The organism is Streptomyces sp. NPDC028910, from assembly GCF_055564955.1.
Genome location: NZ_JBVHVF010000010.1, coordinates 17,292 through 44,230 on the forward strand (window position 1 = coordinate 17,292; position 26,939 = coordinate 44,230).

The following is a 26,939-nucleotide window of genomic DNA, read 5'->3' on the forward strand; positions in this document are numbered from 1 at the left end:
GAAGTACGTCTTACGTGGCGCGAACCGTGGGTGCGCGGCACCCGGGCGGCGGCGTGCTGGCTACGATGGGCCAGCCGGTGGCCGTGGTGGCCGTGCGGCCCAGCGACCCTCCGGGAAGGCCATGCTGAACAAGTACGCGCGTGCATTCTTCACGCGTGTTCTCACGCCATTCGCCGCTTTTCTGCTCCGGCGGGGGGTGAGCCCGGACGCGGTCACCCTGATCGGCACGGCCGGAGTGGTGGCGGGAGCGCTGGTCTTCTTCCCCCGGGGGGAGTTCTTCTGGGGCACCATCACCATCACCCTCTTCGTCTTCTCCGATCTGGTGGACGGGAACATGGCCCGCCAGGCCGGGGTCTCCAGCCGGTGGGGCGCGTTCCTCGACTCCACCCTCGACCGGGTGGCGGACGCGGCGATCTTCGGTGGTCTCGCGCTCTGGTACGCGGGCTCCGGCAACGACAACGCGCTGTGCGCGGTGGCGATCTTCTGCCTGGCCAGCGGCCAGGTGGTCTCGTACACCAAGGCGCGCGGCGAGTCGATCGGGCTGCCGGTGGCCGTCAACGGGCTCATCGAGCGGGCCGAGCGGCTGGTGATCTCGCTGGTCGCGGCCGGTCTGTCCGGGCTGCAGACCTTCGGGGTGCCGTCCTGGATCGGGGTGCTGCTGCCGATCGCGCTGTGGATCGTGGCGGTGGGCTCGCTCGTCACGCTGATCCAGCGGGTCGTCACCGTGCGCCGTGAGTCGGCGGAGGCCGACGCCGCCGCCTCCGAGGGTGGCGCGGCCTGATGGGCGCCGCACAGGACAAGCTGGTCGACGGGCTGTACGGACTCGGCTGGGCGGGGGTCAAGAAGCTGCCCGAACCGGCCGCGGTGGCCCTGGGCCGCCGGATCGCCGACTTCGCGTGGAAGCGGCGCGGCAAGAGCGTGCTGCGGCTGGAGTCGAATCTGGCCCGGGTGGTGCCCGAGGCCGGCCCGGAGCGGCTGCGCGAGCTGTCACAGGCGGGCATGCGCTCGTACATGCGGTACTGGATGGAATCCTTCCGGCTGCCGGCCATGGATCCGAAACGGTTCAGCACCGACGTCGAGATGAAGGACGAGCACATCCTGCGCGAGGCCCTCGCCTCCGGGCGCGGGGTCGTCGTCGCCCTGCCGCACCTCGCCAACTGGGACCTCGCCGGGGCCTGGGCCATCGGCCACATAGGAGTTCCCTTCACCACGGTCGCCGAACGGCTCAAGCCCGAGAGCCTCTACGACCGCTTCGTGGCCTACCGGGAGAGCCTGGGCATGGAGGTCCTGCCGCACAACGGCGGCGCCGCCTTCGGCACCCTCGCCCGCCGGCTGCGCTCCGGTGGCCTGGTCTGCCTGGTCGCGGACCGGGACCTGTCGTCCTCCGGGGTCGAAGTCGACTTCTTCGGCTCCACGGCGCGCATGCCGGCCGGGCCGGCGCTGCTCGCCCAGCAGACCGGCGCGGTCCTGCTCCCGGCCACCCTGTACTACGGGGACCATCCGAAGATGTACGGCCGCATCCACCCCGAGGTGGAGGTGCCGAAGACCGGGACCCGCACCGAGAAGACAGCCGCCATGACGCAGGCGGTGGCGGACGCCTTCGCGTGGGGGATCGCCGAACACCCGGAGGACTGGCACATGCTGCAGCGACTGTGGCTGGACGACCTGGAGGACCTGGACGACCGGGAGGTGCGCGCGCAGTGAAGATCGGCATCGTGTGCCCGTACTCGTGGGACGTGCCGGGTGGCGTCCAGTTCCACATCCGGGACCTGGCGGAGCACCTGATCCGCCTCGGCCACGAGGTGTCGGTCCTGGCTCCGGCGGACGACGAGACCCCGCTGCCGCCGTACGTGGTCTCGGCGGGCCGGGCGGTGCCGGTTCCCTACAACGGCTCGGTGGCCCGGCTGAACTTCGGCTTCCTGTCGGCGGCCCGGGTGCGGCGCTGGCTGCACGACGGCACCTTCGACGTGATCCACATCCACGAGCCGGCCTCGCCCTCGCTGGGGCTGCTGTCCTGCTGGGCGGCGCAGGGGCCGATCGTGGCGACCTTCCACACCTCGAACCCCCGGTCCCGGGCGATGATCGCTGCGTACCCGATCCTCCAGCCGGCCCTGGAGAAGATCAGCGCGCGGATCGCGGTGAGCGAGTACGCGCGGCGCACGCTGGTGGAGCACCTGGGCGGGGACGCGGTGGTGATCCCGAACGGGGTCGACGTGGACTTCTTCGCCCAGGCCGAGCCGAAGCCCGAGTGGGGCGGCGGGACGCTGGGCTTCATCGGCCGCATCGACGAACCCCGCAAGGGCCTGCCGGTGCTGATGGCGGCCTTCCCCAAGATCGTGGAGGCCTGTCCGGACGTACGGCTGCTGGTCGCGGGCCGCGGCGACGAGGAGGAGGCGGTGGCCTCGCTGCCGGCCGAACTGCGCGCACGGGTCGAATTCCTCGGCATGGTCTCGGACGAGGACAAGGCACGGCTGCTGCGCAGCGTCGACGTGTACGTCGCCCCGAACACCGGCGGCGAGAGCTTCGGCATCATCCTGGTCGAGGCCCTGTCGGCGGGCGCGGCGGTCCTGGCCTCGGACCTGGACGCCTTCGCGCAGGTCCTGGACCAGGGCGGGGCGGGGGACCTCTTCGCCAACGAGAACGCCGACGCCCTGGCGACGGCGGCGATCGCCCTCCTGCGGGACCCGTCCCGCCGCGCGGAACTCAGCGCCCGCGGCTCGGCGCACGTACGCCGCTTCGACTGGTCCACCGTCGGAGCGGACATCCTGGCCGTCTACGAAACGGTGACGGACGGCGCGACCGCGGTCGGCGCGGACGAGCGGGTCGGCCTGCGACAGCGGCTCGGGTTCTCGCGCGACTGACGGCACGACCTCAGGCCCGCCCCGAACTGCTGTGCGCTCCAAGGCCGTTCGGGGCCGACAAGGAGTGCGTAGGCGCCTCGGTGGTGTGGGTAATCTCGCCTTCGTACCGTGCTGGGTTTCGGGGGGAGTCGCCATGTCCATCAGGCCGCGCTATCGACGGGTCTCCGCCTTACAGCGGCAGTTCTTCAACCGTGAAGGACTGCTCGCCGTCTATGACGAGGAACTACGAGGGATCTCCGAGCGCCCGCGCGTGCTCAACGTCGTCGGCGTCGGGGGCATCGGGAAATCGCGCCTGCTCCAGGAGCTGCGCAATCGCACCCCTGAGGGGTACCGCACGGCCCGGCTCGACCTGCAGCTGCCGACGCTGCGCCAGCAGGAGGACGCCCTGGCCGTCCTGCGCATGGAATTCGGCGCGCAGGGCGTGAAGTTCGACCGCTTCGACATCGCGTACGCGGTCCTCTGGCAGCGGGTCCACCCTCAGTTGCAGATGAACCGGAGGAACACGCCCCTCGCAGAGGAGAGCGAGGTCCTGTCGAAGATCCTCGACGAGGCCATGGGCCTGCCGGTGTTCGGGACGGCGGCCGGCCTCGTACGGCTCACCGGACGGGCGATGGCCAACCGCCAGCGCCGTCAGCGCATCGAGGCGGATCCGACCCTCCAAGAGCTCGACAGCCTCTCGAACGCGGACCTGGGGCACGCGGTCGTCTACCTCTTCGCCGAGGAGATGCGGCAGTCTTTCGAGGAGCAGCCGTACGTGCTGTACGTGGACGCCTACGAAGCCCTGGTCCCCACGCCGCTGGCGGGCGGTCGCACCTTCGCCTCCGATGCCTGGGTGCGGGACCTGCTGGGCCAGTTGCACGGTGGCCTGACCGTCCTGGCCAGCCGGGAAGCTCTGCCGTGGGCGGCGTACGACAAGGACTGGGACTCGGTGATCCGCAAGGCCTGGGTCGGCGGGCTGCCGATGGAAGCCAGGCTCGACCTGCTGGCGCAGGCGGGGATCACCGAGGTCCCCCGACAGCGGACGATCGCCGAAGCCAGCGCGGGGGTTCCCTTCTACCTCCACCTCGCCGTGGACACCCACCTGCAGAACCCGGCGAGGACCGAGGACCCCGGGACGTCTGAGGAGATCGTCCAGCGGTTCCTCCAGCACGTCGCTCCCGACGAGGTCCGGATCCTGGAGCTGCTCAGCGCCGCGCGCACCTTCGACCTGGAGGTCTTCCGCGCCATCGGCCGGAACTTCGACCTGCCGGCGAACCTGCTGACCTGGGAGTCGCTGACCGCCTACTCCTTCGCGTACCCGCTGGCCCAGGAGGGCTGGTACCGACTTCACCAGCTGATGGTCGCCGCCCTGCAGCGGCACCTCTCGCCCGCCGTGAAGCGCCACGTGCACGGCGTACTGCGGGAGCACTGGGAAGGCCTCGCGGAGCGTATGGAGCAGGGGGCGCAGAGCGCGGGTGTCGCCCGCTCCTCACCCTGGCGGGAGGCGGTCTACCACGGGCTGCAGGCGCGGACCCTGTCACCCGGGCGGATCCTGAAATACGCCGACCGCGCCATCGGCATGAGCAGCCGGCAGGCCGTCGACGGCATGGTCAAGGACCTCCGGGACCATCTGGCGGCGCGGGCCGAGGACGCGCAGGACGCCGCCCTCGACGGCATCCGGGACGCCGCCGACTGCCTGGAAGCCGAGTCCAAGCTGGAGCTGGGAGACGCGGGTGCGGCGATCGCGCTGACGCCGGTGCTCGACGCGCCGGTCCGGTCGGTGGTCGCCGCCCGACTGGCGCTGGCCGGGGCGAACGCACGGAGGATCGCGGGGGAGAGCAGTCTGGCCGCGAGGATCTTCGAGCAGGTCTGGGAGGGGCACGACGGCGAGGCCAGAACCTCCGCGGGGCTCTGCGTCGCGGACATCAGGATGTGGCAGGGCGACTTCGAGGGGGCCTTCGCGCTGGCCGAGGAGGTCCACGGGATCTGTACGCCCGGGGAGCGGGCCGTCCAGGGCGACCTCAAGCGCCTGATGCACCTCGGCCACCGGTTCCTGATGGACTTCGGCCGGGCCGAAGAACTGCTGGCGCGGGCGGAGGAGGACTACCGCGCCGTCGACGCGGTCATCGGCCTGGCCAACATCCGCACGAACCGGGCCGAGTTGTGGGCGTTCACCGACCCGGAGGCGTCCGTCGCCGAGGCCGGCGCGGCCCTCGAAGTCCAGCGGGACCTGGGCGCCCAGCACGAGATCGGTAAGGCGTACACCGCCATGGGCATCGCGCAGATCCGGCTGGGCCAGCTGGACCGGGCCGAGTTGTCCTTCAGGAACGCCAATACCGCTCTCGACCGTGCCGGTTACCGCTCCGGCCGCGCCAGGGCCGACATGTTCCGGGCGTTCATGCTCCTCAAGCGCGGCGAGCGGGAGGCGACACGGGAGCTGCTGCGGCACGCGGCACGCGAGTTCGAGACCTGCCAGGTCTATCCTTCGCTGATCCTCGCCATCCATCGGGCAGCCGACCTGGTCGGCCTGTCCGACCCCGAACTCACCGCGCTGGCCGAGCGCGCCCGCCCGGCCGTGCGGCCGCTGGGCGCCGCCGAGGACCTGGAGCAGCGTACGGAAGAGGTCCTGTCGATGTTCATCGAGGTGGTCTCGTGACGTGGCTGGAGCTGTACGGTCGCGCACGGGAAGCGGAGGTCGCGGCCGCCGGGTACTACAACCGCAACGTCGGCCTCGGGACGGCGGACGGCAAGGTCAACGTACGCATCCCCCTGCCGGCCGCCGACACCATGGATCTGCGGCTCTGGCGGGAGGAGGAGGTCCTCGCCTGCATCCGGCCGTATGTGTCCCGGGTGCCGGAGCTGCGCCACGTCTGCGAGGAACCCCGTTTCCAGGTCCACCACTTCATCGAGGGGCGGGTCCTCGACAGTTTCTCGCCCCGGGGCAGTTCCGTCCCTCCGAACGTCCTGATCGATGTGGTCACGCTCATGGACCAGCTGGTTCGGATCCCGCCGGAGAAGACCCCGTCACTGCCCGCCGACTGGCCGGCTTCCGGCGACAGCGCGAGCTTCGGGCGCCTGCTGGCCGGCCTCACGCACGAGGTCCATGCGACGTACCGGGACGAATACCGCCGGGCCTTCGCTGAGCTGGGCATCCCCGCAGATCCGCTGGCGGTGATCGAACCGCTGTGGGACACGCTCACGTCACGTCCGTTCGCCGTGCTCCATGCCGATCTCCACCGCAAGAACATGATCGTGACCGATGACGTCACCTGGTTCCTCGACTGGGAGCTCGCGCTGTGGGGAGACCCGATGTACGAGATCGGGATCCACTTCCACAAGATGGACTACCCGGACGATCAGCGGGCCGAGGTGCTGCGCCGGTGGCGGGAGCGGCTGCCGCTGCCGTCCACGACCGGGCCGCTCGACGACCTCGACCTGTACGTGACGCACGAGCGGATCAAGTCGGCGATCGTGGACACGGTCCGCTACTCGAAGCAGCTCGCGGCTGCCACACCGGCGGAGCGCGCATTCCTCATCGGACGCCTGGCGAAGAAGGTGAACGCCGCACGCCGGGTCTGGGGATCGCCCCCGGACCTGACACCCGAGCGGGTGGCCGCGACACTCGCCCCTTGGTGGAAGGGATAGCCGTGGACGCTGTCGCCCTGTACGAAGAAGCCCGCGTGCGTGGCACGGCCCTCGCGGGGCACTACAACAGAAACGTTCGGGTGCAGGCGGACGCGGGCCCCGTCATCGTCCGCATCCGCGCACGCGCATCGGAGGTCATGGACCTGACCCTGTGGCCCGAGGCAGAGCTGCTGGAGGCGATCGGCCCCCACGTGCCCTCAGCCCCCCGGCTGCTCCACGCGGGCAGGGAGCCCGACTTCCAGATCCACGAGTTCGTCGCCGGCCGCAGGGTCGACGATCTCGTCCCGGACGGGAAGCCCCTGCCCGAGGTCGTGCTCGACGCCGTCGAAGCCTTCTTCGGCGACCTCCTGCGGGTGCCGCCCGCGGCCATGCCCGCCATTCCCGCCGACTGGCCGCGGAACGCGGACACCGCCGGGTTCGCCGGGCGCCTGCTGGGGCTCGTGGATGAGATTCGCCAGCGGGGCGGCGCAGGGAGCGATCGGCTGTACGAGGCGCTCGGTGTCCCGGGGGATCCGTGCGCGGCGCTCCGGGACCGGGCGCGCCAGCTGGCCCGACGGCCCTTCAGGCTGCTGCACGCGGACATCCACCGTAAGAACATGATCCTCGGCGACGACGGCCGGGTCGCCTTTCTCGACTGGGAGCTCGCACTGTGGGGCGACCCCGTGTACGACCTCGCCGACCACCTGCACAAGATGTCCTACACACCGGCCGAGCGGCGCAGGGTCGCCGAAGGCTGGCAGCGGATCGCGCCGGACGAGTGTCGCCAGGGGTGGCGGGCTGATCTCGAGTACTACCTCGCCTACGAAGCGGTGAAGTCCGCAGTCGTCGACGCGGTCCGCTGGGGCCGGCGCATCGGCGACGCGCGGGATCCGGACGTACGGCTGACGCTCGCCCGGGAGCTGGCCGACAAGATCGCCGCGGCCCGCCCGCACTGGGGACCGGGGGCCCCACCCGTACCCGCGCCCCGGGACATCGAGGCGGCGGTGGACCGCTGGGCGGCCTGAGACCGGACGCCGGACCGGCCGCCGGCCGGTTCCGGCCGGGTGGCCCCAGGGCCGGGCGGGGCGCGGGGCCAGGTCGGCGGTAGAGTCGCCGCCCGTGATCGAAACCCTTGTCTGGATTGCCCTGGCTCTCGGTGTCATCGGGGTCTACCTCAGCTGGACCGCCGGTCGGCTGGACCGGCTGCACTCGCGGATGGACGCCGCGCGGGCCGCGCTCGACGCGCAGCTCGTGCGGCGGGCCTCCGTGGTGCTGGAGGTGGCCACCTCCGGAGTGCTCGACCCCGCCTCCTCGCTCGTGCTGTACGAGGCCGCGCACGCCGCCCGGCAGGCCGAGGAGGAGCACCGCGAGGTCGCCGAGAGCGAGCTCAGCCAGGCGCTGCGGGCGGTCTTCGCGGACGCCGCCCAGGTCGAGGTGCTCAAGGCGGCTCCCGGCGGGGCGCAGGCCACGGAGGAGCTGGCGGCGGCCGTCCGCCGGGTGCCCATGGCCCGCCGGTTCCACAACGACTCCGTACGGGCCGCACGCGCGCTGCGAAAGCACCGCAAGGTCCGCTGGTTCAGACTGGCCGGCCACGCGCCCTTCCCGCTGGCCTTCGAAATGGACGACGAGCCCCCGGTAGATCTGGCGGACCGGCCTGCCTAGACGCCTCCTAGGGCCGCGGGGGACAAATGAAGGAGCCACAGGCTCCAGATTGGCCCTTGTAGTGGACTGACCCGTGGGGTTTCCTCAGTTCGGTAGTACCCGTCTTCCTTTCGAGTTCCTTTCGAGTGAGGTCAATCCGTGAGCACGCTTCCCACCTCCCCCCAGTCCGCCGAGTCGGCGATCGGCACCTCGCGCGTCAAGCGCGGCATGGCCGAGCAGCTGAAGGGCGGCGTGATCATGGACGTGGTCAACGCCGAGCAGGCGAAGATCGCCGAGGACGCCGGCGCCGTGGCCGTCATGGCCCTGGAGCGGGTTCCCGCCGACATCCGCAAGGACGGCGGGGTGGCCCGCATGTCCGACCCGAACATGATCGAAGAGATCATCGAGGCCGTCTCGATCCCGGTCATGGCCAAGTCCCGCATCGGCCACTTCGTCGAGGCCCAGGTCCTGCAGTCCCTCGGCGTCGACTACATCGACGAGTCCGAGGTCCTCACCCCGGCCGACGAGGTCAACCACTCCGACAAGTGGGCCTTCACCACCCCCTTCGTCTGCGGCGCCACCAACCTGGGCGAGGCCCTGCGCCGCATCGCCGAGGGCGCGGCGATGATCCGCTCGAAGGGCGAGGCCGGCACCGGCAACGTCGTCGAGGCCGTCCGCCACCTGCGTCAGATCAAGAACGAGATCGCGAAGCTGCGCGGCTTCGACAACAACGAGCTGTACGCCGCCGCCAAGGAGCTGCGCGCCCCGTACGAGCTCGTCAAGGAAGTCGCCGAGCTCGGCAAGCTCCCGGTCGTGCTGTTCTCCGCCGGTGGCGTCGCCACCCCGGCCGACGCCGCCCTGATGCGCCAGCTCGGCGCCGAGGGTGTCTTCGTCGGCTCCGGCATCTTCAAGTCGGGCGACCCGGCCAAGCGCGCCGCCGCCATCGTGAAGGCCACCACCTTCTACGACGACCCGAAGATCATCGCGGACGCCTCCCGCAACCTGGGCGAGGCCATGGTCGGCATCAACTGCGACACGCTGCCCGAGGCCGAGCGCTACGCCAACCGCGGCTGGTAACCGGTCATGACGAACACCCCCGTGATCGGTGTCCTGGCTCTCCAGGGCGACGTACGGGAGCACCTGATCGCCCTGGCCGCGGCGGACGCCGTGGCCAGGCCGGTCCGGCGTCCCGAGGAACTCGCCGAGGTCGACGCCCTGGTGATCCCCGGCGGCGAGTCCACGACCATGTCGAAGCTCGCCGTGCTGTTCGGCATGCTGGAGCCGCTGCGCGAGCGCGTGGCAGCCGGCATGCCCGTGTACGGCACCTGCGCCGGCATGATCATGCTGGCGGACAAGCTCCTGGACGGCCGCGAGGACCAGGAGACCCTGGGCGGCATCGACATGATCGTCCGCCGCAACGCCTTCGGACGTCAGAACGAGTCCTTCGAGGCGAAGATCGACTTCGCGGGCATAGCGGACGGCCCGGTCGAGGGCGTCTTCATCCGCGCCCCGTGGGTCGAGTCCGTCGGCGGCGCCGTCGAGGTGCTCGCCACCTACGACGGCCACACGGTCGCCGTGCGCCAGGGCAACGTCCTCGCGACCTCGTTCCACCCCGAACTGACCGGCGACGACCGCGTCCACGCGTACTTCGTCGACATGGTGCGCGCGGGGCTGTGACGAGCTCCCGGTAGGATCGGGGACGAACACTGTTGGTGACGCGAAGGAGACAGGCGGATGTCCGGCCACTCTAAATGGGCTACGACGAAGCACAAGAAGGCCGTGATCGATGCCAAGCGCGGCAAGCTCTTCGCGAAGCTGATCAAGAACATCGAGGTCGCGGCCCGCATGGGCGGGGCTGACATCGACGGCAACCCGACGCTCTTCGACGCCGTTCAGAAGGCCAAGAAGAGCTCGGTCCCGAACAAGAACATCGACTCCGCGGTCAAGCGCGGCGGCGGCCTCGAGGCCGGCGGCGCCGACTACGAGACGATCATGTACGAGGGCTACGGTCCGAACGGCGTCGCGGTGCTCATCGAGTGCCTCACCGACAACCGTAACCGCGCCGCCTCCGACGTGCGCGTCGCCATGACCCGCAACGGCGGCTCCATGGCCGACCCGGGCTCGGTCTCGTACCTGTTCAACCGCAAGGGCGTCATCATCCTGCCCAAGGGCGAGCTGTCCGAGGACGACGTGCTCGGCGCGGTGCTCGAGGCCGGTGCCGAAGAGGTCAACGACAACGGCGACACCTTCGAGATCATCAGCGAGGCCACCGACCTGGTCGCGGTCCGCACCGCGCTCCAGGACGCCGGCATCGACTACGACTCGGCCGAGGCCAGCTTCGTCCCCTCGATGCAGGTCGAGCTCGACGAAGAGGGCGCACGCAAGATCTTCAAGCTGATCGACGCGCTGGAGGACAGCGACGACGTGCAGAACGTCTTCGCCAACTTCGACGTCTCGGACGAGGTCATGGAGAAGGTCGACGCCTGAGCCGCACCCGGCTGCTGTCTTCGGCGGGCCGACAGGACACACCCTGTCGGCCCGCCGCTTTGTCAGTGGTGCCGGATAGCCTGCACTGCACGGACAGGCGATCGACAGGCAGGGGGGTGGGCCAGTGCGGGTACTCGGTGTGGACCCGGGGCTGACGCGGTGCGGTGTCGGCGTCGTCGACGGTGTCGCCGGGCGCCCCCTGACCATGCTCGGGGTGGGGGTCGTACGGACGCCCGCGGATGCCGAGTTGGGCCACCGGCTCGTCGCGATCGAGCAGGGCATCGAGGAGTGGCTCGACACGCACCGGCCCGAAGTCGTCGCCGTGGAGCGGGTGTTCAGCCAGCACAACGTCAGCACCGTGATGGGCACCGCCCAGGCGAGCGCCGTCGCGATGCTGTGCGCCGCCCGCCGCGGGATACCGGTCGCCCTGCACACCCCGAGCGAGGTCAAGGCCGCCGTCACCGGCAGCGGCCGGGCCGACAAGGCCCAGGTCGGCGCGATGGTCACCCGGCTGCTGCGGCTGGCCGCGCCGCCCAGGCCCGCGGACGCCGCCGACGCCCTCGCCCTCGCCATCTGCCACATCTGGCGCGCCCCCGCCCAGAACCGCCTCCAGCAGGCGGTCGCCCTGCACGCCTCTGGTCCGAAAGGCCGTACCCGATGATCGCCTTCGTCAGCGGCCAGGTCGCCGCGCTCGCTCCCACCCTCGCCGTGATCGAGGTCGGAGGCGTGGGCATGGCCGTGCAGTGCACGCCGAACACCATCGCCGGCCTGCGGACGGGGGAGCGGGCCCGGCTGGCCACCTCCCTGGTCGTACGGGAGGACTCGCTCACCCTGTACGGCTTCGCCGACGACGACGAGCGGCAGGTCTTCGAGCTCCTGCAGACCGCGAGCGGCGTCGGGCCGAGGCTGGCGCAGGCGATGCTCGGGGTGCACAGCCCGGACGCGCTGCGGCTGGCGGTGTCCACGGGGGACGAGAAGGCGCTGATGGCCGTGCCGGGCATCGGCAAGAAGGGCGCGCAGAAGCTGCTGCTGGAGCTGAAGGACAAGCTGGGGGCCCCGCTGGGGACGAGCGGCCTCGTCGGTGCCCAGCGGGCGGCCAGTGGCCCGGCGCCGTGGAGCGAGCAGCTCGCTGCCGCGCTGATCGGGCTGGGCTATGCGTCTCGGGAGGCGGAGGAGGCCGTCTCGGCGGTGACGCCGCAGGCGGAAGCGGCCATCGCCGCCGGTGGCTCCGCCCCGGTTCCGCAGCTCCTGCGGGCCGCCCTCCAGTCCCTGAACCGAGCCCGCTGACCGCCCGTGCGGCGCCACCGCCGGGGCTCCGCCCCGGACCCCGCGCCTCAAACGCCGGCGGGGCTGGAGGATCGGGGCTCCGCCCCGGGCCCTGCGCCTCAAACGCCGGCGAGGCTGAAAGATCGGGGCTCCGCCCCGGACCCCGCGCCTCAAACGCCGGCGAGGCTGGGGGTCTCAATCGCCGGAGGGGCTTGATGTGGCAGCGGCGCGGCACGCGACAGACCACCGTACGAACCGAGAAGGCAGACTGACAGCGTGAACTGGGACGACGAGACCGACGAGACCGACGTGGACGACAGCGGCGAGCGGCTCGTGGCGGCCGCCGCCGACGGGGAGGACACCGCCGTCGAGGCGGCCCTGCGCCCCAAGGACCTCGGGGAGTTCGTCGGCCAGGAGAAGGTCCGCCAGCAGCTGGACCTCGTCCTCAAGGCGGCCCGCCAGCGCGGAGCCACCGCCGACCACGTCCTGCTCTCCGGCGCGCCCGGACTCGGCAAGACGACCCTGTCCATGATCATCGCCGCCGAGATGGGCGCCCCCATCCGCATCACCTCCGGCCCCGCCATCCAGCACGCCGGCGACCTCGCCGCCATCCTCTCCTCCCTCCAAGAGGGTGAAGTCCTCTTCCTCGACGAGATCCACCGCATGTCCCGGCCCGCCGAGGAGATGCTCTACATGGCCATGGAGGACTTCCGCGTCGACGTGATCGTCGGCAAGGGACCGGGAGCCACCGCGATCCCGCTGGAACTGCCGCCCTTCACCCTGGTCGGGGCCACCACCCGGGCCGGACTGCTGCCCCCGCCGCTGCGGGACCGCTTCGGCTTCACCGGGCACATGGAGTTCTACGCCCCCGAGGAGCTGGAGCGCGTCATCCACCGCTCCGCCCGCCTCCTCGACGTGGAGATCGACACCGCCGGCGCCGCCGAGATCGCCGGGCGCTCGCGCGGCACCCCGCGCATCGCCAACCGCCTGCTGCGCCGCGTCCGCGACTACGCCCAGGTCAGGGCGGACGGTGTGATCAACCGCGAGGTGGCCGGCACCGCGCTCCAGGTGTACGAGGTGGACGCGCGCGGGCTCGACCGGCTCGACCGGGCCGTTCTGGAGGCCCTGCTCAAGCTGTTCGGCGGCGGGCCCGTGGGCCTGTCCACGCTCGCCGTGGCGGTCGGCGAGGAGCGGGAGACCGTGGAGGAGGTCGCGGAGCCGTTCCTGGTCCGTGAGGGGCTGCTCGCGCGCACGCCCCGAGGCCGGGTGGCGACGCCTGCCGCATGGGCTCACCTGGGACTCGTCCCGCCGCAGCACGGCGCGAGCGGATCAAGCAGTGGATCAATCAGTGGATCATCCAGTGGATCAAGCGGACAACAGGGCTTGTTCGGGGCCTGACGGCGCGGAGGTTCGCGCCCTCAGGAACTGCGGTGCCATGCTGGGCGTTGTTCCATCGGTGCGGACTCGCCTAGACTCCGCCGATGCCGACCCTTCGGGTCGGTATGCCCACCCCCCGTAGAAAAGGCCGCCGTCCCGTGCGGTCGTGCGAAGGATCTCCGTCCCGTGAATCTCGTGACATTCCTCCCGTTCATCGTGCTCATCGGGGCGATGGTCCTGATGACCCGCTCCGCGAAGAAGAAGCAGCAGGCAGCCGCGCAGATGCGCGACCAGATGACGCCCGGCACCGGCGTCCGCACCATCGGCGGCATGTACGCCACGGTGAAGGAGATCGGTGACGACACGGTCACCCTCGAGGTGGCTCCCGGCGTCCACGCGATCTTCGCCAAGAACGCCATCGGCGCCGTTCTCGAAGACGCGGAATACAACCGCATCGTCCACGGCATCAACGATGACGTGACGACCGACACGCCGGTCGTCCCCGACGACGCCTCCTCCCTGACCGAGGCTCCGAAGGCGGACCTCACCAAGGACGAGGCCGCGGACGAGGCTCCCAAGCTCGACCTCGGCAAGAAGGACGAGGCCGAGGGCGACGCCGAGCCCAAGGACGGCAAGGCAGACGGCGAGGCCGGCGCGAAGTAGCGCCCGGCCGGGGACCGTGGAGGCGCGCCGGACCGGCGCCCGCCACGGCCCCCGTCAGTGACACTTCTGCGGGGGGCAGGGGTCCCCACCACACATTTCGTGGCCGTCCGCGCGCTGACCCGGCGCGGGGCGGTTGGACAGGGAGAAACGACAAGGTGGCAGCACCGAAGAAGGGCCGGCGGCCCACGGGGGCTCAGGGGAGGCCGGGGCGTGCCCTGGCGATCATCCTGATCGCGATGGTGGCGCTCACCGCGGGGATGTTCCTCTCGAAGCAGACGACTCCCCGACTGGGCATCGACCTCGCCGGCGGTACGAGCATCACGCTCAAGGCCAAGAGCGAGCCCGGCAAAGAGAACGCCGTCAACGAGACCAACATGAACACGGCGGTCGGCATCATCGAGCGCCGCGTCAACGGTCTCGGCGTGACCGAGGCCGAGGTCCAGACGCAGGGCCGCGACCACATCATCGTCAACATCCCCAAGGGGATGAACGAGAAGCAGGCGCGCGAGCAGGTCGGCACCACCGCCCAGCTCTACTTCCGCCCGGTCATCGCGTTCGCGGACGGCGCCCCCGCCGCCCCCGAGGGCACCCCCAGCCCGAGCCCCTCGGCGAGCGGCTCCGGTGCCCCCAAGGCCGAGGACGGCAAGAAGGCCAGCCCCTCCGCCACCCCGTCGTCCAGCGCCACTTCCCAGGGCCGTGCGCTCAGCGAGGCCCTCAAGGCCCCGAACGCCCCCTCTCCCTCGCCCTCGGCGAGCGAGTCGAAGAAGGCAGACGACAACAAGGCTCCGTCGCCGTCCGCCTCCACCCCTGCGACGGGTGACGAGGCCGCCGCCGCCGACCTCCAGGCCAAGTTCGCGGCGCTCGACTGCACCGACGAGGCGCAGCGCGCCACCGTCGGCAAGGGCGTCAAGCCCACGGACCCGACGCTCGCCTGCGGCAAGCGCGGCGAGGCGTGGGGCAAGTGGGTCCTCGGCCCGGCCGCGGTCGAGGGCAAGGACGTGAAGAGCGCCAAGGGCGTCATCGACCCGCAGTCGGGTCAGTGGATCGTCACGATGGACTTCAACGACCGCGGTTCCGACGCCTTCGCCAAGGTCACCGGCGAGCTGGCGGCCAAGCAGATGCCGCAGAACCAGTTCGCCATCGTGCTCGACGGCGACGTCGTCTCGGACCCGTCCGTCAGCACCGCGATCACGGGCGGCAACGCCCAGATCTCCGGCGGCTTCACCCAGCAGTCCGCGCAGGACCTGGGCAACATGCTCTCGTACGGCGCCCTGCCGCTGTCCTTCCAGGAGGACAGCGTCACCACCGTCACCGCCGCGCTCGGCGGCGAGCAGCTGCGGGCCGGCCTGATCGCGGGCGCGATCGGCCTCCTCCTCGTGGTGATCTACCTGCTGGTCTACTACCGGGGCCTGGCGTTCATCGCCATCATCAGCCTCCTGGTGTCCGCGATCCTGACCTACACGATCATGGCGCTGCTCGGAAAGGGCATCGGCTTCGCGCTGAACCTGCCCGCCGTCTGCGGTGCGATCGTGGCGATCGGCATCACGGCGGACTCGTTCATCGTGTACTTCGAGCGCATCCGCGACGAGATCCGCGAGGGCCGCACGCTGCGTCCGGCCGTCGAGCGCGCCTGGCCGCGTGCCCGCCGCACGATCCTGGTGTCCGACTTCGTGTCGTTCCTGGCCGCCGCGGTGCTGTTCATCGTCACCGTCGGCAAGGTGCAGGGCTTCGCCTTCACGCTGGGTCTGACCACCCTGCTCGACGTGGTCGTGGTGTTCCTCTTCACCAAGCCCGTCATGACGCTGCTGGCCCGTACGAAGTTCTTCTCCAGCGGTCATCCGTGGTCCGGGCTGGACCCGAAGCGGCTGGGCGCCAAGCCCCCGCTGCGCCGGTCCCGCCGTACCGGTCCCGCCCCCGCCCCCGTCGAAGCAAAGGAGGCGTGAGAGATGTCGAAGCTGGGAGATCTCGGCGCCAGGCTGTACCGCGGTGAGGTCGGCTACGACTTCGTCGGCAAGCGCTTTCTCTGGTACGGCGTTTCCATCCTGATCACCATCACGGCGATCGTGGCCCTGGCCGTTCAGGGCCTCAACATGGGCATCGAGTTCAAGGGCGGTGCCGTCTTCACCACCCCGAAGACCGCCGTATCGGAGCCCAAGGCCCGGGAGTTCGCGGAGAAGGCCTCCGGCCACGACGCGATCGTCCAGGAGCTCGGCACCGGCGGCCTGCGGATTCAGATCTCCGGCGTGGACACCGACGCCGCGACCGACGTGAAGAAGCAGCTCGCCGCCGACCTCAAGGTCACCGAGGCCGACATCAACGCCGACCTGGTCGGCCCCAGCTGGGGCTCCCAGATCGCGAACAAGGCCTGGACCGGCCTCGGCGTCTTCATGGTCCTCGTGGTGATCTACCTGGCCATCGCCTTCGAGTGGCGGATGGCGGTCGCGGCGCTGATCGCCCTGATCCACGACCTCACGATCACCGTCGGCGTGTACGCGCTCGTCGGTTTCGAGGTCACGCCGGGTACGGTCATCGGTCTGCTGACGATCCTCGGTTACTCCCTCTACGACACCGTCGTCGTCTTCGACGGTCTCAAGGAGGGCTCGAAGGACATCACCAAGCAGACGCGCTGGACGTACAGCGAGATCGCCAACCGCAGCATCAACGGCACCCTGGTCCGCTCGATCAACACCACGGTCGTGGCGCTGCTCCCGGTCGCGGCCCTGCTGTTCATCGGCGGTGGCTTCCTGGGCGCCGGCATGCTGAACGACATCTCGCTGTCGCTGTTCGTCGGCCTCGCGGCCGGCGCGTACTCCTCGATCTTCATCGCGACCCCGCTCGTCGTGGACCTCAAGGAGCGCGAGCCGGCGATGAAGGCGCTGACGAAGCGGGTGCTGGCGAAGCGGGCGGCCGCGGCGGCCAAGGGCGAGTCCCCGGACGAGGCCTACGATGCCGAGGGCGAGCCGCAGGTCGTGGCGCAGGGCCGGCCCGGGCGGCGGCGTTGACCCCGCCGCTGTCCGAGGACGTACGGGCGCTGCTGCTCAGCCGGATCAAGGACGTGGCGGACTACCCGAAGCCGGGCGTGATGTTCAAGGACATCACCCCGCTGCTCGCGGACGCGAAGGCGTTCGCGGCGCTGACGGACGCGCTGGTGGAGCTGGCCGGGCGGTACGGCGCGACGAAGATCGTCGGGCTGGAGGCGCGGGGGTTCATCCTGGCGGCTCCGGTGGCGGTGCAGGCCGGGATCGGCTTCGTGCCCGTACGCAAGGCCGGGAAGCTGCCGGGCGCGACGCTCGCGCAGTCGTACGAGCTGGAGTACGGGACCGCGGAGATCGAGGTCCACGCGGAGGACCTGGCGTCCGGTGACCGGGTCATGGTCATCGACGACGTGCTGGCCACCGGTGGTACGGCGGAAGCCTCGCTCTCGCTGATCCGGCGGGCCGGGGCGGAGGTCGCCGGGGTGGCGGTGCTGATGGAGCTGTCGTTCCTGCCGGGGCGCGTGCGGCTGGCGCGGGCGCTGGCGGGGGCTCCGCTGGACGCGCTGATCGTCATCTGACCTCCTGCTTGCCGGGAGCGGCGGGTATCCGGGACGTCCCGGGTGCCCGCCGCTCGCATGTGCGGGCCGCATGCCGGGGCTCCGCCCCGGGCCCCGCGCCTCAAACGCCGGCGGGGCTGGATTGTGCCGGCGGGGCTGAAAGATCGGGGCTCCGCCCCGGACCCCGCGCCTCAAACGCCGGCGGGGCTGGATTGTGCCGGCGAGGCTGAAAGATCGGAGGTCCGCCCCGGGCCCCGGGCGCCGGGCCCCGGGCTGAGTGGGCGGAGGCTCGGGGAACGAGGGGGCGGAACGCTCGCTACGATGGGTTATCCGGACCGGACACGGGCACCGGATCCGCTGAGGAGCGCTCTTGCCAGACGAGGTCCAGCCAATCTCCGCCGCGCAGCCCGACCCGCAGGCCGAGCAGGCCACGGCGGCCGCCGCCACGCCCCCGCCGGCTCCGCCGGCCCCGCCGGTCAAGCCCGCGTCGGCGAAGTCGGCCGGGTCTTCCAACCGGGTGCGCGCCCGTCTCGCCCGGCTCGGCGTGCAGCGGTCCACCACGTACAACCCGGTCCTGGAGCCCCTGCTCCGCATAGTCCGCAGCAACGACCCGAAGATCGAGACGTCGACGCTGCGCCAGCTGGAGCAGGCCTACCAGGTGGCCGAGCGCTGGCACCGCGGCCAGAAGCGCAAGAGCGGCGACCCGTACATCACCCACCCGCTCGCCGTGACCACCATCCTCGCCGAGCTCGGCATGGACCCGGCCACCCTGATGGCCGGTCTGCTGCACGACACCGTCGAGGACACCGAGTACGGTCTCGAAGACCTGCGCCGCGACTTCGGCGACGCCGTGGCCCTGCTCGTCGACGGCGTCACCAAGCTCGACCGGGTCAAGTTCGGCGAGGCCGCCCAGGCCGAGACCGTACGCAAGATGGTCGTGGCGATGGCCAAGGACCCGCGCGTCCTGGTCATCAAGCTCGCCGACCGGCTGCACAACATGCGCACCATGCGCTACCTCAAGCGGGAGAAGCAGGAGAAGAAGGCCCGCGAGACCCTCGAGATCTACGCCCCGCTGGCCCACCGGCTGGGCATGAACACCATCAAGTGGGAGCTCGAGGACCTCGCCTTCGCGATCCTCTACCCGAAGATGTACGACGAGATCGTGCGCCTGGTCGCCGAGCGCGCGCCCAAGCGCGACGAGTACCTCGCCGTCGTCACCGACGAGGTCCAGGCCGACCTCAGGGCCGCCCGGATCAAGGCCACCGTGACGGGCCGCCCGAAGCACTACTACAGCGTCTACCAGAAGATGATCGTCCGCGGCCGCGACTTCGCGGAGATCTACGACCTGGTGGGCATTCGCGTCCTCGTCGACACCGTCCGGGACTGCTACGCGGCCCTCGGCACCGTGCACGCGCGCTGGAACCCGGTCCCCGGCCGGTTCAAGGACTACATCGCGATGCCCAAGTTCAACATGTACCAGTCGCTCCACACGACGGTCATCGGGCCCAGCGGCAAGCCCGTCGAGCTCCAGATCCGCACCTTCGACATGCACCGCCGCGCCGAGTACGGCATCGCCGCGCACTGGAAGTACAAGCAGCAGACCGTCGCGGGCACGTCGAAGGTACGGACCGACGTGCCCCAGGCCGCCAAGGGCAGCGCCGGGCAGGACACGGTCAACGACATGGCCTGGCTGCGCCAGCTGCTGGACTGGCAGAAGGAGACCGAGGACCCGGGCGAGTTCCTCGACTCGCTGCGCTTCGACCTCTCCCGAAACGAGGTCTTCGTCTTCACCCCCAAGGGCGACGTCATAGCGCTGCCCGCCGGTGCCACCCCCGTGGACTTCGCGTACGCCGTCCACACCGAGGTCGGCCACCGGACGATCGGGGCCAGGGTCAACGGCCGCCTGGTGCCGCTGGAGTCCACGCTCGACAACGGCGACCTGGTCGAGGTCTTCACCTCCAAGGCCGAGGGCGCGGGCCCGTCCCGCGACTGGCTGGGCTTCGTCAAGTCCCCGAGGGCCCGCAACAAGATCCGCGCCTGGTTCTCCAAGGAGCGGCGCGACGAGGCCATCGAACACGGCAAGGACGCCATCGCGCGGGCCATGCGCAAGCAGAACCTGCCCATCCAGCGCATCCTGACCGGCGACTCGCTCGTCACCCTCGCGCACGAGATGCGCTACCCCGACATCTCCTCCCTGTACGCGGCGATCGGCGAGGGCCACGTGGCCGCGCAGGGCGTCGTACAGAAGCTGGTGGCGGCCCTCGGCGGCGAGGAGGCGGCCGGCGAGGACATCGAGGAGTCGATCCCGCCCGCGCGCGGTCGCAAGCGGCGCAGCAACGCCGACCCGGGTGTGGTCGTCAAGGGCGTCGACGACGTGTGGGTCAAGCTGGCCCGCTGCTGCACGCCGGTGCCGGGCGACCCGATCATCGGATTCGTCACGCGCGGCAGTGGCGTATCGGTTCACCGCGCGGACTGCGTCAACGTCGACTCGCTCTCCCAGCAGCCCGAGCGGATGCTGGAGGTCGAGTGGGCGCCCACCCAGTCCTCGGTCTTCCTGGTCGCCATCCAGGTCGAGGCACTGGACCGGTCCCGGCTGCTGTCGGACGTCACCCGGGTCCTCTCGGACCAGCACGTCAACATCCTCTCGGCGGCCGTCCAGACCTCCCGCGACCGGGTCGCCACCTCCCGGTTCACCTTCGAGATGGGCGACCCCAAGCACCTGGGCCACGTCCTGAAGGCCGTGCGGGGTGTGGAGGGCGTCTACGACGTCTACCGCGTGACCTCCGCCCGCCGCCCATAAGCCCCCCTTTGCGCCTAAACAATTGATGGCTGAGGTGGCCGTCACCAAGAAGAGGGCCCTGGTACGGAACGCGTACCAGGGCCCTCGTTCGTAGCGGGCGGGCCCGGCGTTAGCCGCCGAACTCCTCCAGGCCCTTCAGCGCCTGGTCCAGCAGGGCCTGGCGGCCCTCCAGCTCCCGGGCCAGCTTGTCGGCCTTCGCGTTGTTGCCCGCGGCGCGCGCCGCGTCGATCTGCTCACGCAGCTTGTCGACCGCCGCCTGGAGCTGCCCCGTCAGACCGGCCGCGCGCGCCCGCGCCTCCGGATTCGTACGACGCCACTCGCCCTCCTCGGCCTCCTGGATCGCCCGCTCCACCGCGTGCATCCGGCCCTCGACCTTCGGCCGGGCGTCGCGCGGCACGTGGCCGATGGCCTCCCAGCGCTCGTTCAGGGAGCGGAACGCGGCGCGGGCCGCCTTCAGGTCGGTGATGGGGACGAGCTTCTCGGCCTCGTCGGCCAGGTCCTCCTTCAGCTTCAGGTTCTCCACCTGCTCGGCGTCGCGCTCCGCGAAGACCTCGCTGCGGGCCGCGAAGAACACGTCCTGCGCACCGCGGAAACGGTTCCACAGATCGTCCTCGGCCTCGCGCTGGGCGCGGCCCGCCGCCTTCCAGTCCGCCATCAGCTCGCGGTAGCGGGCGGCCGTCGGCCCCCAGTCGGTCGACTTCGACAGCGACTCGGCCTCCGCGACCAGCTTCTCCTTCACCTTGCGGGCGTCCTCGCGCTGCGCGTCCAGCGAGGCGAAGTGCGCCTTGCGGCGCTTGGAGAAGGCGGAACGGGCGTGCGAGAACCGGTGCCACAGCTCGTCGTCCGACTTGCGGTCCAGACGCGGCAGCCCCTTCCAGATGTCCACCAGGGCGCGCAGCCGCTCGCCGGCGCTGCGCCACTGGTCGCTCTGCGCCAGCTGCTCGGCCTCGACGACCAGCGCCTCCTTGGCGGCGCGGGCCTCGTCCGTCTGCTTGGCCTTCTGGGCCTTGCGCTCCTCGCGCCGGGACTCCACGGTCGCGACCAGCTTGTCCAGCCGCACGCGCAGGGCGTCCAGGTCCCCCACGGCATGGTGCTCGTCGACCTGCGTCCGCAGGTGGTCGATCGCCGTCTGGGCGTCCTTGGCGGACAGATCAGTGGTCCGCACCCGCTTTTCGAGGAGGCCGATCTCGACCACCAGGCCCTCGTACTTGCGCTCGAAATAGGCCAGGGCCTCCTCAGGGGTGCCCGCCTGCCACGAACCGACGATCTTCTCGCCGTCGGCAGTACGCACGTACACGGTGCCCGTCTCGTCGACTCGGCCCCACGGGTCGCTGCTCACAGCGCCTCCTCCACCTGATGCCTGCGAGGGGTTCACCCCCTGGGCATCGTCCACAGTTCCTGGGGCGGGCAGCGCCCGCCCTGCACAACGCCAACATAGGCGACCGCCGGGCCGGCTGTCCGCATCCCGCACGACGGAATATCGACGTACGGGCGGCGGGCCGCCCAGGCCCGGGGCCGCCGCTTCCCGTCAGTTCTGGGTGACGGTGCCCTTCTCGATCTTGACCTCGTTCTTCGGCGCACCGTCCTGGCCGCCGTCGGCCGTACCGGCCTTGGCGATGTCCTCCAGGACCTTCAGGCCGGCCGCGTCGATCTTGCCGAACGGGGTGTACGACGGCGCCAGCGGGCTGTCCTTGTAGACCAGGAAGAACTGGCTGCCGCCCGAGCCGGGCTGACCGGTGTTGGCCATCGCCACCGTGCCCGCCGGATAGACGACCTGGCCCTGGTCGTTCGCCTTGCCCAGCGAGTCCAGGTTCTCGTCCGGGATGGTGTAGCCGGGTCCGCCCCGGCCGGTGCCCTCGGGGTCGCCGCACTGGAGCACGAAGATGCCGCCGGCCGTCAGGCGGTGGCACTTCGTGTTGTCGAAGAAGCCCTTGTCGGCGAGCGACTTGAAGGAGTTCACGGTCTGCGGGGTCTTCGCCGCGTCCATCGTGAAATTGATGTCGCCCGCGCTGGTCTTCAGGGCGAAGGTGTACTTGGCCTTCTGGTCGATCGCCATCTCCGGCGAGGGGGACTGCTTGGGCGCGGGCGCCGACGGCGAGGCCGTCGGGTTCGCCGCCGGGTCCGACGGCTCCTTCTTGTCCTTGTCGAAGACACCGCCCACGACCAGGCCGACGAGCGTCGCGACCACCACGGCCACCGCCGCGCCGATCACGGCCGCGCGCTGGCGCGCCTTCCTCCGGGCCTCGGCGCGGCGCTTCTGCTGGCGCTCGTACTTCTCCTTGGCGAGCTGTCGCCGCCGCTGATCGCTCGTGACCACCGGGTCGTCTCCTTGTGCGTGTCTGGTACTGCTGTCCGGGCTGGGATAGGCCGTACCGTATATGGGTTCGCTGTGTAATGAGCGGCGCCGGTAGGCTCTGAGCAGCAGGATTCCGACCTGCGGCCTCCCACCGGACGACGATTGAGGACGAACGTGCTGATTGCCGGGTTCCCCGCAGGGGCTTGGGGCACCAACTGTTACGTGGTCGCCCCCGCCGCCGGCGAGGAGTGCGTGATCATCGACCCGGGCCACCAGGCCGTCCAGGGTGTCGAGGAGACGCTGAAGAAGCACCGGCTCAAGCCCGTCGCGGTCGTGCTGACCCATGGCCACATCGATCATGTGGCCTCGGTGGTCCCGGTGTGCGGAGCACACGACGTACCGGCCTGGATCCACCCCGAGGACCGCTACATGATGAGCGACCCGGAGAAGGCCCTCGGCCGTTCCATCGGCATGCCGCTCATGGGCGAGCTGACCGTCGGGGAGCCGGACGACGTCCGCGAGCTGACCGACGGCGCCGCCCTGAAGTTGGCCGGAATGGACTTCTCCGTGGCGCACGCGCCGGGGCATACCAAGGGGTCGGTGACCTTCCGGATGCCGGAGGCCTCGGACATCCCGTCCGTGTTCTTCTCCGGTGACCTGCTCTTCGCCGGCTCCATCGGACGCACCGACCTGCCCGGCGGCTCCCACGTCGAGATGCTCGAGTCGCTGGGCCGCGTGTGCCTGCCGCTCGACGACTCGACCGTGGTGCTGTCCGGCCACGGTCCCCAGACCACCATCGGCCGCGAGCGCGCGACCAACCCGTACCTACGGGAGGTCGCCGCCGGCCTGGCAGCGGATCCGACAGCCGCTCCACGACGAGGAATGTGACGAGAGTTTCGTGGCTACTTTTCAGGCCCCCAAGGGCACGTACGACCTGATCCCGCCGGTCTCCGTGAAGTACCTGGCGGTGCGCGAGGCCATCTCCGCGCCCCTGAGGAACTCGGGCTACGGCTACATCGAGACGCCCGGCTTTGAGGACGTCGGTCTCTTCGCCCGCGGCGTGGGCGAGTCCACCGACATCGTGTCCAAGGAGATGTACGCCTTCGAGACCAAGGGCGGCGACCAGCTGGCCCTGCGCCCCGAGGGCACGGCCTCGGTGCTGCGCGCGGCGCTGGAGGCGAGCCTGCACAAGAAGGGCAACCTGCCGGTCAAGCTCTGGTACTCGGGCTCGTACTACCGCTACGAGAAGCCGCAGAAGGGCCGCTACCGCCACTTCTCGCAGGTCGGGGCCGAGGCGATCGGCGCCGAGGACCCGGCGCTGGACGCCGAGCTGATCATCCTGGCCGACCAGGCCTACCGCTCGCTTGGCCTGCGCGACTTCCGGATCCTGCTGAACTCGCTGGGCGACAAGGAGTGCCGCCCGGTGTACCGCGAGGCGCTGCAGTCCTTCCTGGGCGGGCTGGACCTCGACGCGGAGACCGTGCGCCGGGCCGAGATCAACCCGCTGCGCGTCCTCGACGACAAGAGGACCGACGTACAGAAGCAGCTGGTCGGCGCGCCGATGCTGCGGGACTACCTGTGCGACGCGTGCAAGGCGTACCACGAGGAGGTGCGGGCGCTGATCACCGCGGCCGGGGTCGCCTTCGAGGACGACGAGAAGCTCGTGCGCGGGCTGGACTACTACACGCGGACCACCTTCGAGTTCGTCCACGACGGACTGGGCTCGCAGTCCGCGGTGGGCGGCGGCGGCCGTTACGACGGCCTCTCCGAGATGATCGGCGGACCGGCGCTGCCGTCGGTGGGCTGGGCGCTCGGCGTGGACCGTACCGTGCTGGCGCTGGAGGCCGAGGGCGTCGAGCTGGACATCCCCGCTTCGACGTCGGTGTTCGCCGTGGCACTGGGCGAGGCCAAGCCGATCCTCTTCGGGCTGGTCACCGAGCTGCGCAAGGCGGGCATCGCGGCGGACATGTCCTACGGCGGCAAGGGCCTCAAGGGCGCCATGAAGGACGCGAACCGCAGCGGCGCGCGCTTCGCGGTCGTCGCGGGCGACCGCGACCTCGCCGACGGCGTGGTGCAGCTGAAGGACATGGAGTCCGGTGAGCAGGCCGCCGTGGCCGTGGCCGAGCTGGTCGCCACCGTCCGGGCCCGCCTGGCCTGACGGCTGCGTCGTGCCGGAAGGGCGGGACGGGGGAGTTCCCTGTCCCGCCCTCCTTATCTCCATCGAACGGTGGAGACACAGCCGGGTGCGGCACAATGACCGGTGCTTGTTGACCTTGCAGATGTGGAGCGGGCGGTATGACGACACGAGGTACGGACACGGACGCCGCCCCGGCGAACACCGTCGGCGGGAGCCGGGCCCTGGCCCTGCTGCTGGTGATCACGGGGGCCGCGGGTCTGCTCGCCGCCTGGGTGATCACGATCGACAAGTTCAAGCTGCTGGAGGACCCGAACTTCACGCCGGGCTGCAGCCTGAACCCGGTCGTCTCCTGCGGCAACATCATGACGAGCGACCAGGCGGCCGTCTTCGGCTTCCCGAACCCCATGCTCGGGCTGGTCACCTACGCCATCGTGATCTGCGTCGGCATGAGCCTGCTGGCCGGGGCCCGCTTCCGCCGCTGGTACTGGCTGACGCTGAACGCGGGCACCCTCTTCGGCGTCGTCTTCTGCGCCTGGCTCACCTACCAGTCGCTCTACACCATCAACTCGCTGTGCCTGTGGTGCTGCCTGGCCTGGGTCGCCACGATCTTCATGTTCTGGTACGTCACCTCGCACAACGTCCGCCAGGGGCTGCTGCCGGCTCCGGGCTGGCTGAGGGCCTTCCTCGACGAGTTCACCTGGGTCCTGCCGGTGCTGCACGTCGGGATCATCGGCATGCTGATCCTGACCCGCTGGTGGGACTTCTGGACCTCCTGACGCCTGGACGCCGCGCGGGCCTGTCAGTGGGCTCGCATAGGCTTCAGGTGTGGAACCAGACCTGTTCACCGCCGCTGCCGAAGACCGCCAGGAGAAGGACCCGACCAGCTCCCCGCTCGCCGTCCGGATGCGCCCGCGAACCCTGGACGAGGTCGTCGGCCAGCAGCACCTGCTGAAGCCCGGATCACCGCTGCGCCGGCTGGTCGGGGAAGGGGCCGGCGGCCCGGCAGGTGCCTCGTCGGTGATCCTCTGGGGCCCGCCCGGCACCGGAAAGACGACGCTGGCGTATGTGGTCAGCCAGGCCACGCAGAAGCGTTTCGTAGAGCTCTCCGCGATCACGGCCGGCGTCAAAGAGGTACGGGCGGTCATCGAGGGCGCGCGGCGCGCGGCCGGCGGCTACGGCAAGGAGACCGTCCTCTTCCTCGACGAGATCCACCGCTTCAGCAAGGCCCAGCAGGACTCGCTGCTCCCGGCCGTCGAGAACCGCTGGGTGACGCTGATCGCGGCCACCACGGAGAACCCGTACTTCTCGATCATCTCCCCGCTGCTGTCGCGTTCGCTGCTGCTGACGCTGGAGCCGCTGACGGACGAGGACCTGAGCGCGCTGATGCGGCGCGCGCTCGACGAGGAGCGGGGCCTGGGCGGAGCGGTGGCACTGCCGGCGGACGCCGAGGCGCACCTGCTGCGGATCGCCGGGGGCGATGCCCGGCGAGCGCTCACCGCGCTGGAGGCGGGGGCCGGTTCGGCCATGGCCAAGGGCGAGGCCGAGATCACCCTCCAGACGGTGGAGGAGGCGGTCGACCGTGCGGCCGTCAGGTACGACCGGGACGGCGACCAGCACTACGACGTGGCGAGCGCGCTGATCAAGTCGATCCGGGGCTCGGACGTGGACGCCGCGCTGCACTACCTCGCGCGGATGATCGACGCGGGGGAGGACCCCCGGTTCATCGCGCGCCGCCTGATGATCTCGGCGAGCGAGGACATCGGGCTGGCGGACCCGACGGCCCTGCCGATCGCGGTGGCCGCGGCCCAGGCGGTGGCGTTGATCGGCTTCCCGGAGGCCGCGCTGACCCTGTCGCACGCGACGATCGCGCTGGCGCTGGCCCCGAAGTCGAACACCGCCACGACCGCGATCGGCGCGGCGCTGGCCGACGTACGGGCCGGGCTGGCGGGCTCGGTCCCGCCGCACCTGCGGGACGGGCACTACAAGGGCGCGGCGAAGCTGGGGCACGCGCAGGGGTACGTGTACCCGCACGACGTGCCGGGCGGGATCGCGGCGCAGCAGTACGCGCCGGACGAGATCCACGGGAAGCGGTACTACGAGCCGACGCGGTACGGGGCGGAGGCGCGTTACGCGGACGTGGTGGAGAAGGTGCGGGAGCGGCTGCGCGGCGGGTCCTGACCTGCGGCGCCGCTGCCGGGGGCTCCGCCCCGGACCCCGCGCCTCAAACGCCGGCGGGGCTGAAAGATCGGGGCTCCGCCCCGGACCCCGCGCCTCAA

General features: G+C 70.8%; 24 protein-coding genes. 22 read left to right on the forward strand and 2 right to left on the reverse strand.

All coding sequences use genetic code 11. From position 1 onward, the window contains the following. The first annotated feature begins 121 nt into the window (after positions 1-121). The 18 genes from pgsA to ACZ4TV_RS14980 all read left to right on the forward strand — a co-directional run bounded on the left by pgsA (position 122) and on the right by ACZ4TV_RS14980 (position 20,230). Positions 122-781, forward strand: coding sequence for a phosphatidylinositol phosphate synthase (gene pgsA, locus ACZ4TV_RS14895; RefSeq protein ID WP_468134530.1), 660 nt, complete (start codon positions 122-124; stop codon positions 779-781). Further along, the gene (locus ACZ4TV_RS14900) at positions 781-1,704 is read left to right on the forward strand and encodes a phosphatidylinositol mannoside acyltransferase (protein ID WP_468134532.1); all 924 of its coding nucleotides are present in this window, start codon (positions 781-783) and stop codon (positions 1,702-1,704) included. The genes pgsA and ACZ4TV_RS14900 overlap by 1 nt, the downstream gene beginning before the upstream one ends. Further along, entirely contained in the window at positions 1,701-2,861 is a 1,161-nt protein-coding gene (locus tag ACZ4TV_RS14905; protein ID WP_468134534.1) for a glycosyltransferase family 4 protein, read from the forward strand. The genes ACZ4TV_RS14900 and ACZ4TV_RS14905 overlap by 4 nt, the downstream gene beginning before the upstream one ends. 133 nt (positions 2,862-2,994) lie before the next feature. Further along, the gene (locus ACZ4TV_RS14910; RefSeq protein WP_468134536.1) at positions 2,995-5,496 is read left to right on the forward strand and encodes a hypothetical protein; all 2,502 of its coding nucleotides are present in this window, start codon (positions 2,995-2,997) and stop codon (positions 5,494-5,496) included. Continuing rightward, on the forward strand, positions 5,493-6,485 hold the full coding sequence (locus ACZ4TV_RS14915) for a phosphotransferase family protein (protein ID WP_468134538.1): 993 nt from the start codon (positions 5,493-5,495) through the stop codon (positions 6,483-6,485). Before ACZ4TV_RS14910 ends, ACZ4TV_RS14915 begins: the two co-directional genes overlap by 4 nt. A gap of 2 nt (positions 6,486-6,487) precedes the next feature. Then, the gene (locus ACZ4TV_RS14920; protein ID WP_468134540.1) at positions 6,488-7,489 is read left to right on the forward strand and encodes an aminoglycoside phosphotransferase family protein; all 1,002 of its coding nucleotides are present in this window, start codon (positions 6,488-6,490) and stop codon (positions 7,487-7,489) included. Positions 7,490-7,583: 94 nt separating this feature from the next. Beyond that, entirely contained in the window at positions 7,584-8,126 is a 543-nt protein-coding gene (locus tag ACZ4TV_RS14925; RefSeq protein WP_468134542.1) for a LemA family protein, read from the forward strand. Positions 8,127-8,264: 138 nt separating this feature from the next. Further along, on the forward strand, positions 8,265-9,182 hold the full coding sequence (pdxS, locus tag ACZ4TV_RS14930) for a pyridoxal 5'-phosphate synthase lyase subunit PdxS (RefSeq protein ID WP_215018835.1): 918 nt from the start codon (positions 8,265-8,267) through the stop codon (positions 9,180-9,182). Positions 9,183-9,188: 6 nt separating this feature from the next. Then, on the forward strand, positions 9,189-9,782 hold the full coding sequence (gene pdxT / locus ACZ4TV_RS14935) for a pyridoxal 5'-phosphate synthase glutaminase subunit PdxT (protein WP_326592160.1): 594 nt from the start codon (positions 9,189-9,191) through the stop codon (positions 9,780-9,782). A gap of 57 nt (positions 9,783-9,839) precedes the next feature. Next, positions 9,840-10,592 carry a YebC/PmpR family DNA-binding transcriptional regulator gene (locus tag ACZ4TV_RS14940; RefSeq protein WP_328924747.1) on the forward strand — a complete coding sequence of 251 codons (753 nt, stop codon included), beginning with the start codon at positions 9,840-9,842 and terminating at the stop codon, positions 10,590-10,592. A gap of 124 nt (positions 10,593-10,716) precedes the next feature. After that, positions 10,717-11,253, forward strand: a complete 537-nt coding sequence (ruvC, locus tag ACZ4TV_RS14945) for a crossover junction endodeoxyribonuclease RuvC (protein ID WP_468134545.1) — start codon at positions 10,717-10,719, stop codon at positions 11,251-11,253. After that, the gene (ruvA, locus tag ACZ4TV_RS14950; protein WP_468134547.1) at positions 11,250-11,879 is read left to right on the forward strand and encodes a Holliday junction branch migration protein RuvA; all 630 of its coding nucleotides are present in this window, start codon (positions 11,250-11,252) and stop codon (positions 11,877-11,879) included. Before ruvC ends, ruvA begins: the two co-directional genes overlap by 4 nt. 255 nt (positions 11,880-12,134) lie before the next feature. Next, complete coding sequence (gene ruvB, locus ACZ4TV_RS14955) at positions 12,135-13,256, forward strand: Holliday junction branch migration DNA helicase RuvB (RefSeq protein ID WP_468134549.1); 1,122 nt, start codon at positions 12,135-12,137, stop codon at positions 13,254-13,256. 165 nt (positions 13,257-13,421) lie between these two features. After that, the gene (yajC, locus tag ACZ4TV_RS14960) at positions 13,422-13,898 is read left to right on the forward strand and encodes a preprotein translocase subunit YajC (protein ID WP_468134551.1); all 477 of its coding nucleotides are present in this window, start codon (positions 13,422-13,424) and stop codon (positions 13,896-13,898) included. Positions 13,899-14,053: 155 nt separating this feature from the next. Continuing rightward, positions 14,054-15,841, forward strand: coding sequence for a protein translocase subunit SecD (gene secD / locus ACZ4TV_RS14965; protein WP_468134553.1), 1,788 nt, complete (start codon positions 14,054-14,056; stop codon positions 15,839-15,841). 3 nt (positions 15,842-15,844) lie between these two features. After that, positions 15,845-16,900: a protein translocase subunit SecF gene (secF, locus tag ACZ4TV_RS14970; protein WP_468134555.1), complete on the forward strand. Its 1,056-nt coding sequence runs from the start codon at positions 15,845-15,847 to the stop codon at positions 16,898-16,900. After that, on the forward strand, positions 16,897-17,451 hold the full coding sequence (locus ACZ4TV_RS14975; RefSeq protein ID WP_468134557.1) for an adenine phosphoribosyltransferase: 555 nt from the start codon (positions 16,897-16,899) through the stop codon (positions 17,449-17,451). The genes secF and ACZ4TV_RS14975 overlap by 4 nt, the downstream gene beginning before the upstream one ends. A gap of 349 nt (positions 17,452-17,800) precedes the next feature. Beyond that, entirely contained in the window at positions 17,801-20,230 is a 2,430-nt protein-coding gene (locus tag ACZ4TV_RS14980) for a RelA/SpoT family protein (RefSeq protein ID WP_468134559.1), read from the forward strand. Positions 20,231-20,339: 109 nt separating this feature from the next. Here the strand turns inward: ACZ4TV_RS14980 and ACZ4TV_RS14985 are convergent, their stop codons facing one another. Together ACZ4TV_RS14985 and ACZ4TV_RS14990 are read right to left on the reverse strand one after the other, a co-directional pair. Then, the gene (locus ACZ4TV_RS14985; RefSeq protein ID WP_468134561.1) at positions 20,340-21,569 is read right to left on the reverse strand and encodes a DUF349 domain-containing protein; all 1,230 of its coding nucleotides are present in this window, start codon (positions 21,567-21,569) and stop codon (positions 20,340-20,342) included. A 189-nt stretch (positions 21,570-21,758) separates the two neighbouring features. Further along, complete coding sequence (locus tag ACZ4TV_RS14990; protein WP_468134563.1) at positions 21,759-22,547, reverse strand: peptidylprolyl isomerase; 789 nt, start codon at positions 22,545-22,547, stop codon at positions 21,759-21,761. Between the two features lie 153 nt (positions 22,548-22,700). On the opposite strand from ACZ4TV_RS14990, the gene ACZ4TV_RS14995 reads away from it, so the two are divergent. From ACZ4TV_RS14995 to ACZ4TV_RS15010, 4 genes are all read left to right on the forward strand, one after another. Continuing rightward, the gene (locus tag ACZ4TV_RS14995) at positions 22,701-23,414 is read left to right on the forward strand and encodes an MBL fold metallo-hydrolase (protein ID WP_468134565.1); all 714 of its coding nucleotides are present in this window, start codon (positions 22,701-22,703) and stop codon (positions 23,412-23,414) included. Positions 23,415-23,424: 10 nt separating this feature from the next. After that, on the forward strand, positions 23,425-24,684 hold the full coding sequence (gene hisS, locus ACZ4TV_RS15000; protein WP_468134567.1) for a histidine--tRNA ligase: 1,260 nt from the start codon (positions 23,425-23,427) through the stop codon (positions 24,682-24,684). A gap of 137 nt (positions 24,685-24,821) precedes the next feature. Beyond that, positions 24,822-25,439, forward strand: a complete 618-nt coding sequence (locus ACZ4TV_RS15005) for a vitamin K epoxide reductase family protein (RefSeq protein ID WP_468134569.1) — start codon at positions 24,822-24,824, stop codon at positions 25,437-25,439. A gap of 49 nt (positions 25,440-25,488) precedes the next feature. Continuing rightward, entirely contained in the window at positions 25,489-26,841 is a 1,353-nt protein-coding gene (locus ACZ4TV_RS15010; RefSeq protein ID WP_468134571.1) for a replication-associated recombination protein A, read from the forward strand. Positions 26,842-26,939 lie beyond the last annotated feature (98 nt).

What these genes read in the sequence shown, in the direction of transcription:
- pgsA (WP_468134530.1), top strand. Translation starts at nt 122, where the DNA reads ATGCTGAACAAGTACGCGCGTGCATTCTTCACGCGTGTTCTCACGCCA.
- secF (WP_468134555.1), top strand. Translation starts at nt 15,845, where the DNA reads ATGTCGAAGCTGGGAGATCTCGGCGCCAGGCTGTACCGCGGTGAGGTC.
- ACZ4TV_RS14910 (WP_468134536.1), top strand. Translation starts at nt 2,995, where the DNA reads ATGTCCATCAGGCCGCGCTATCGACGGGTCTCCGCCTTACAGCGGCAG.
- pdxT (WP_326592160.1), top strand. Translation starts at nt 9,189, where the DNA reads ATGACGAACACCCCCGTGATCGGTGTCCTGGCTCTCCAGGGCGACGTA.
- ACZ4TV_RS14940 (WP_328924747.1), top strand. Translation starts at nt 9,840, where the DNA reads ATGTCCGGCCACTCTAAATGGGCTACGACGAAGCACAAGAAGGCCGTG.
- ACZ4TV_RS14900 (WP_468134532.1), top strand. Translation starts at nt 781, where the DNA reads ATGGGCGCCGCACAGGACAAGCTGGTCGACGGGCTGTACGGACTCGGC.
- ACZ4TV_RS15005 (WP_468134569.1), top strand. Translation starts at nt 24,822, where the DNA reads ATGACGACACGAGGTACGGACACGGACGCCGCCCCGGCGAACACCGTC.
- ruvA (WP_468134547.1), top strand. Translation starts at nt 11,250, where the DNA reads ATGATCGCCTTCGTCAGCGGCCAGGTCGCCGCGCTCGCTCCCACCCTC.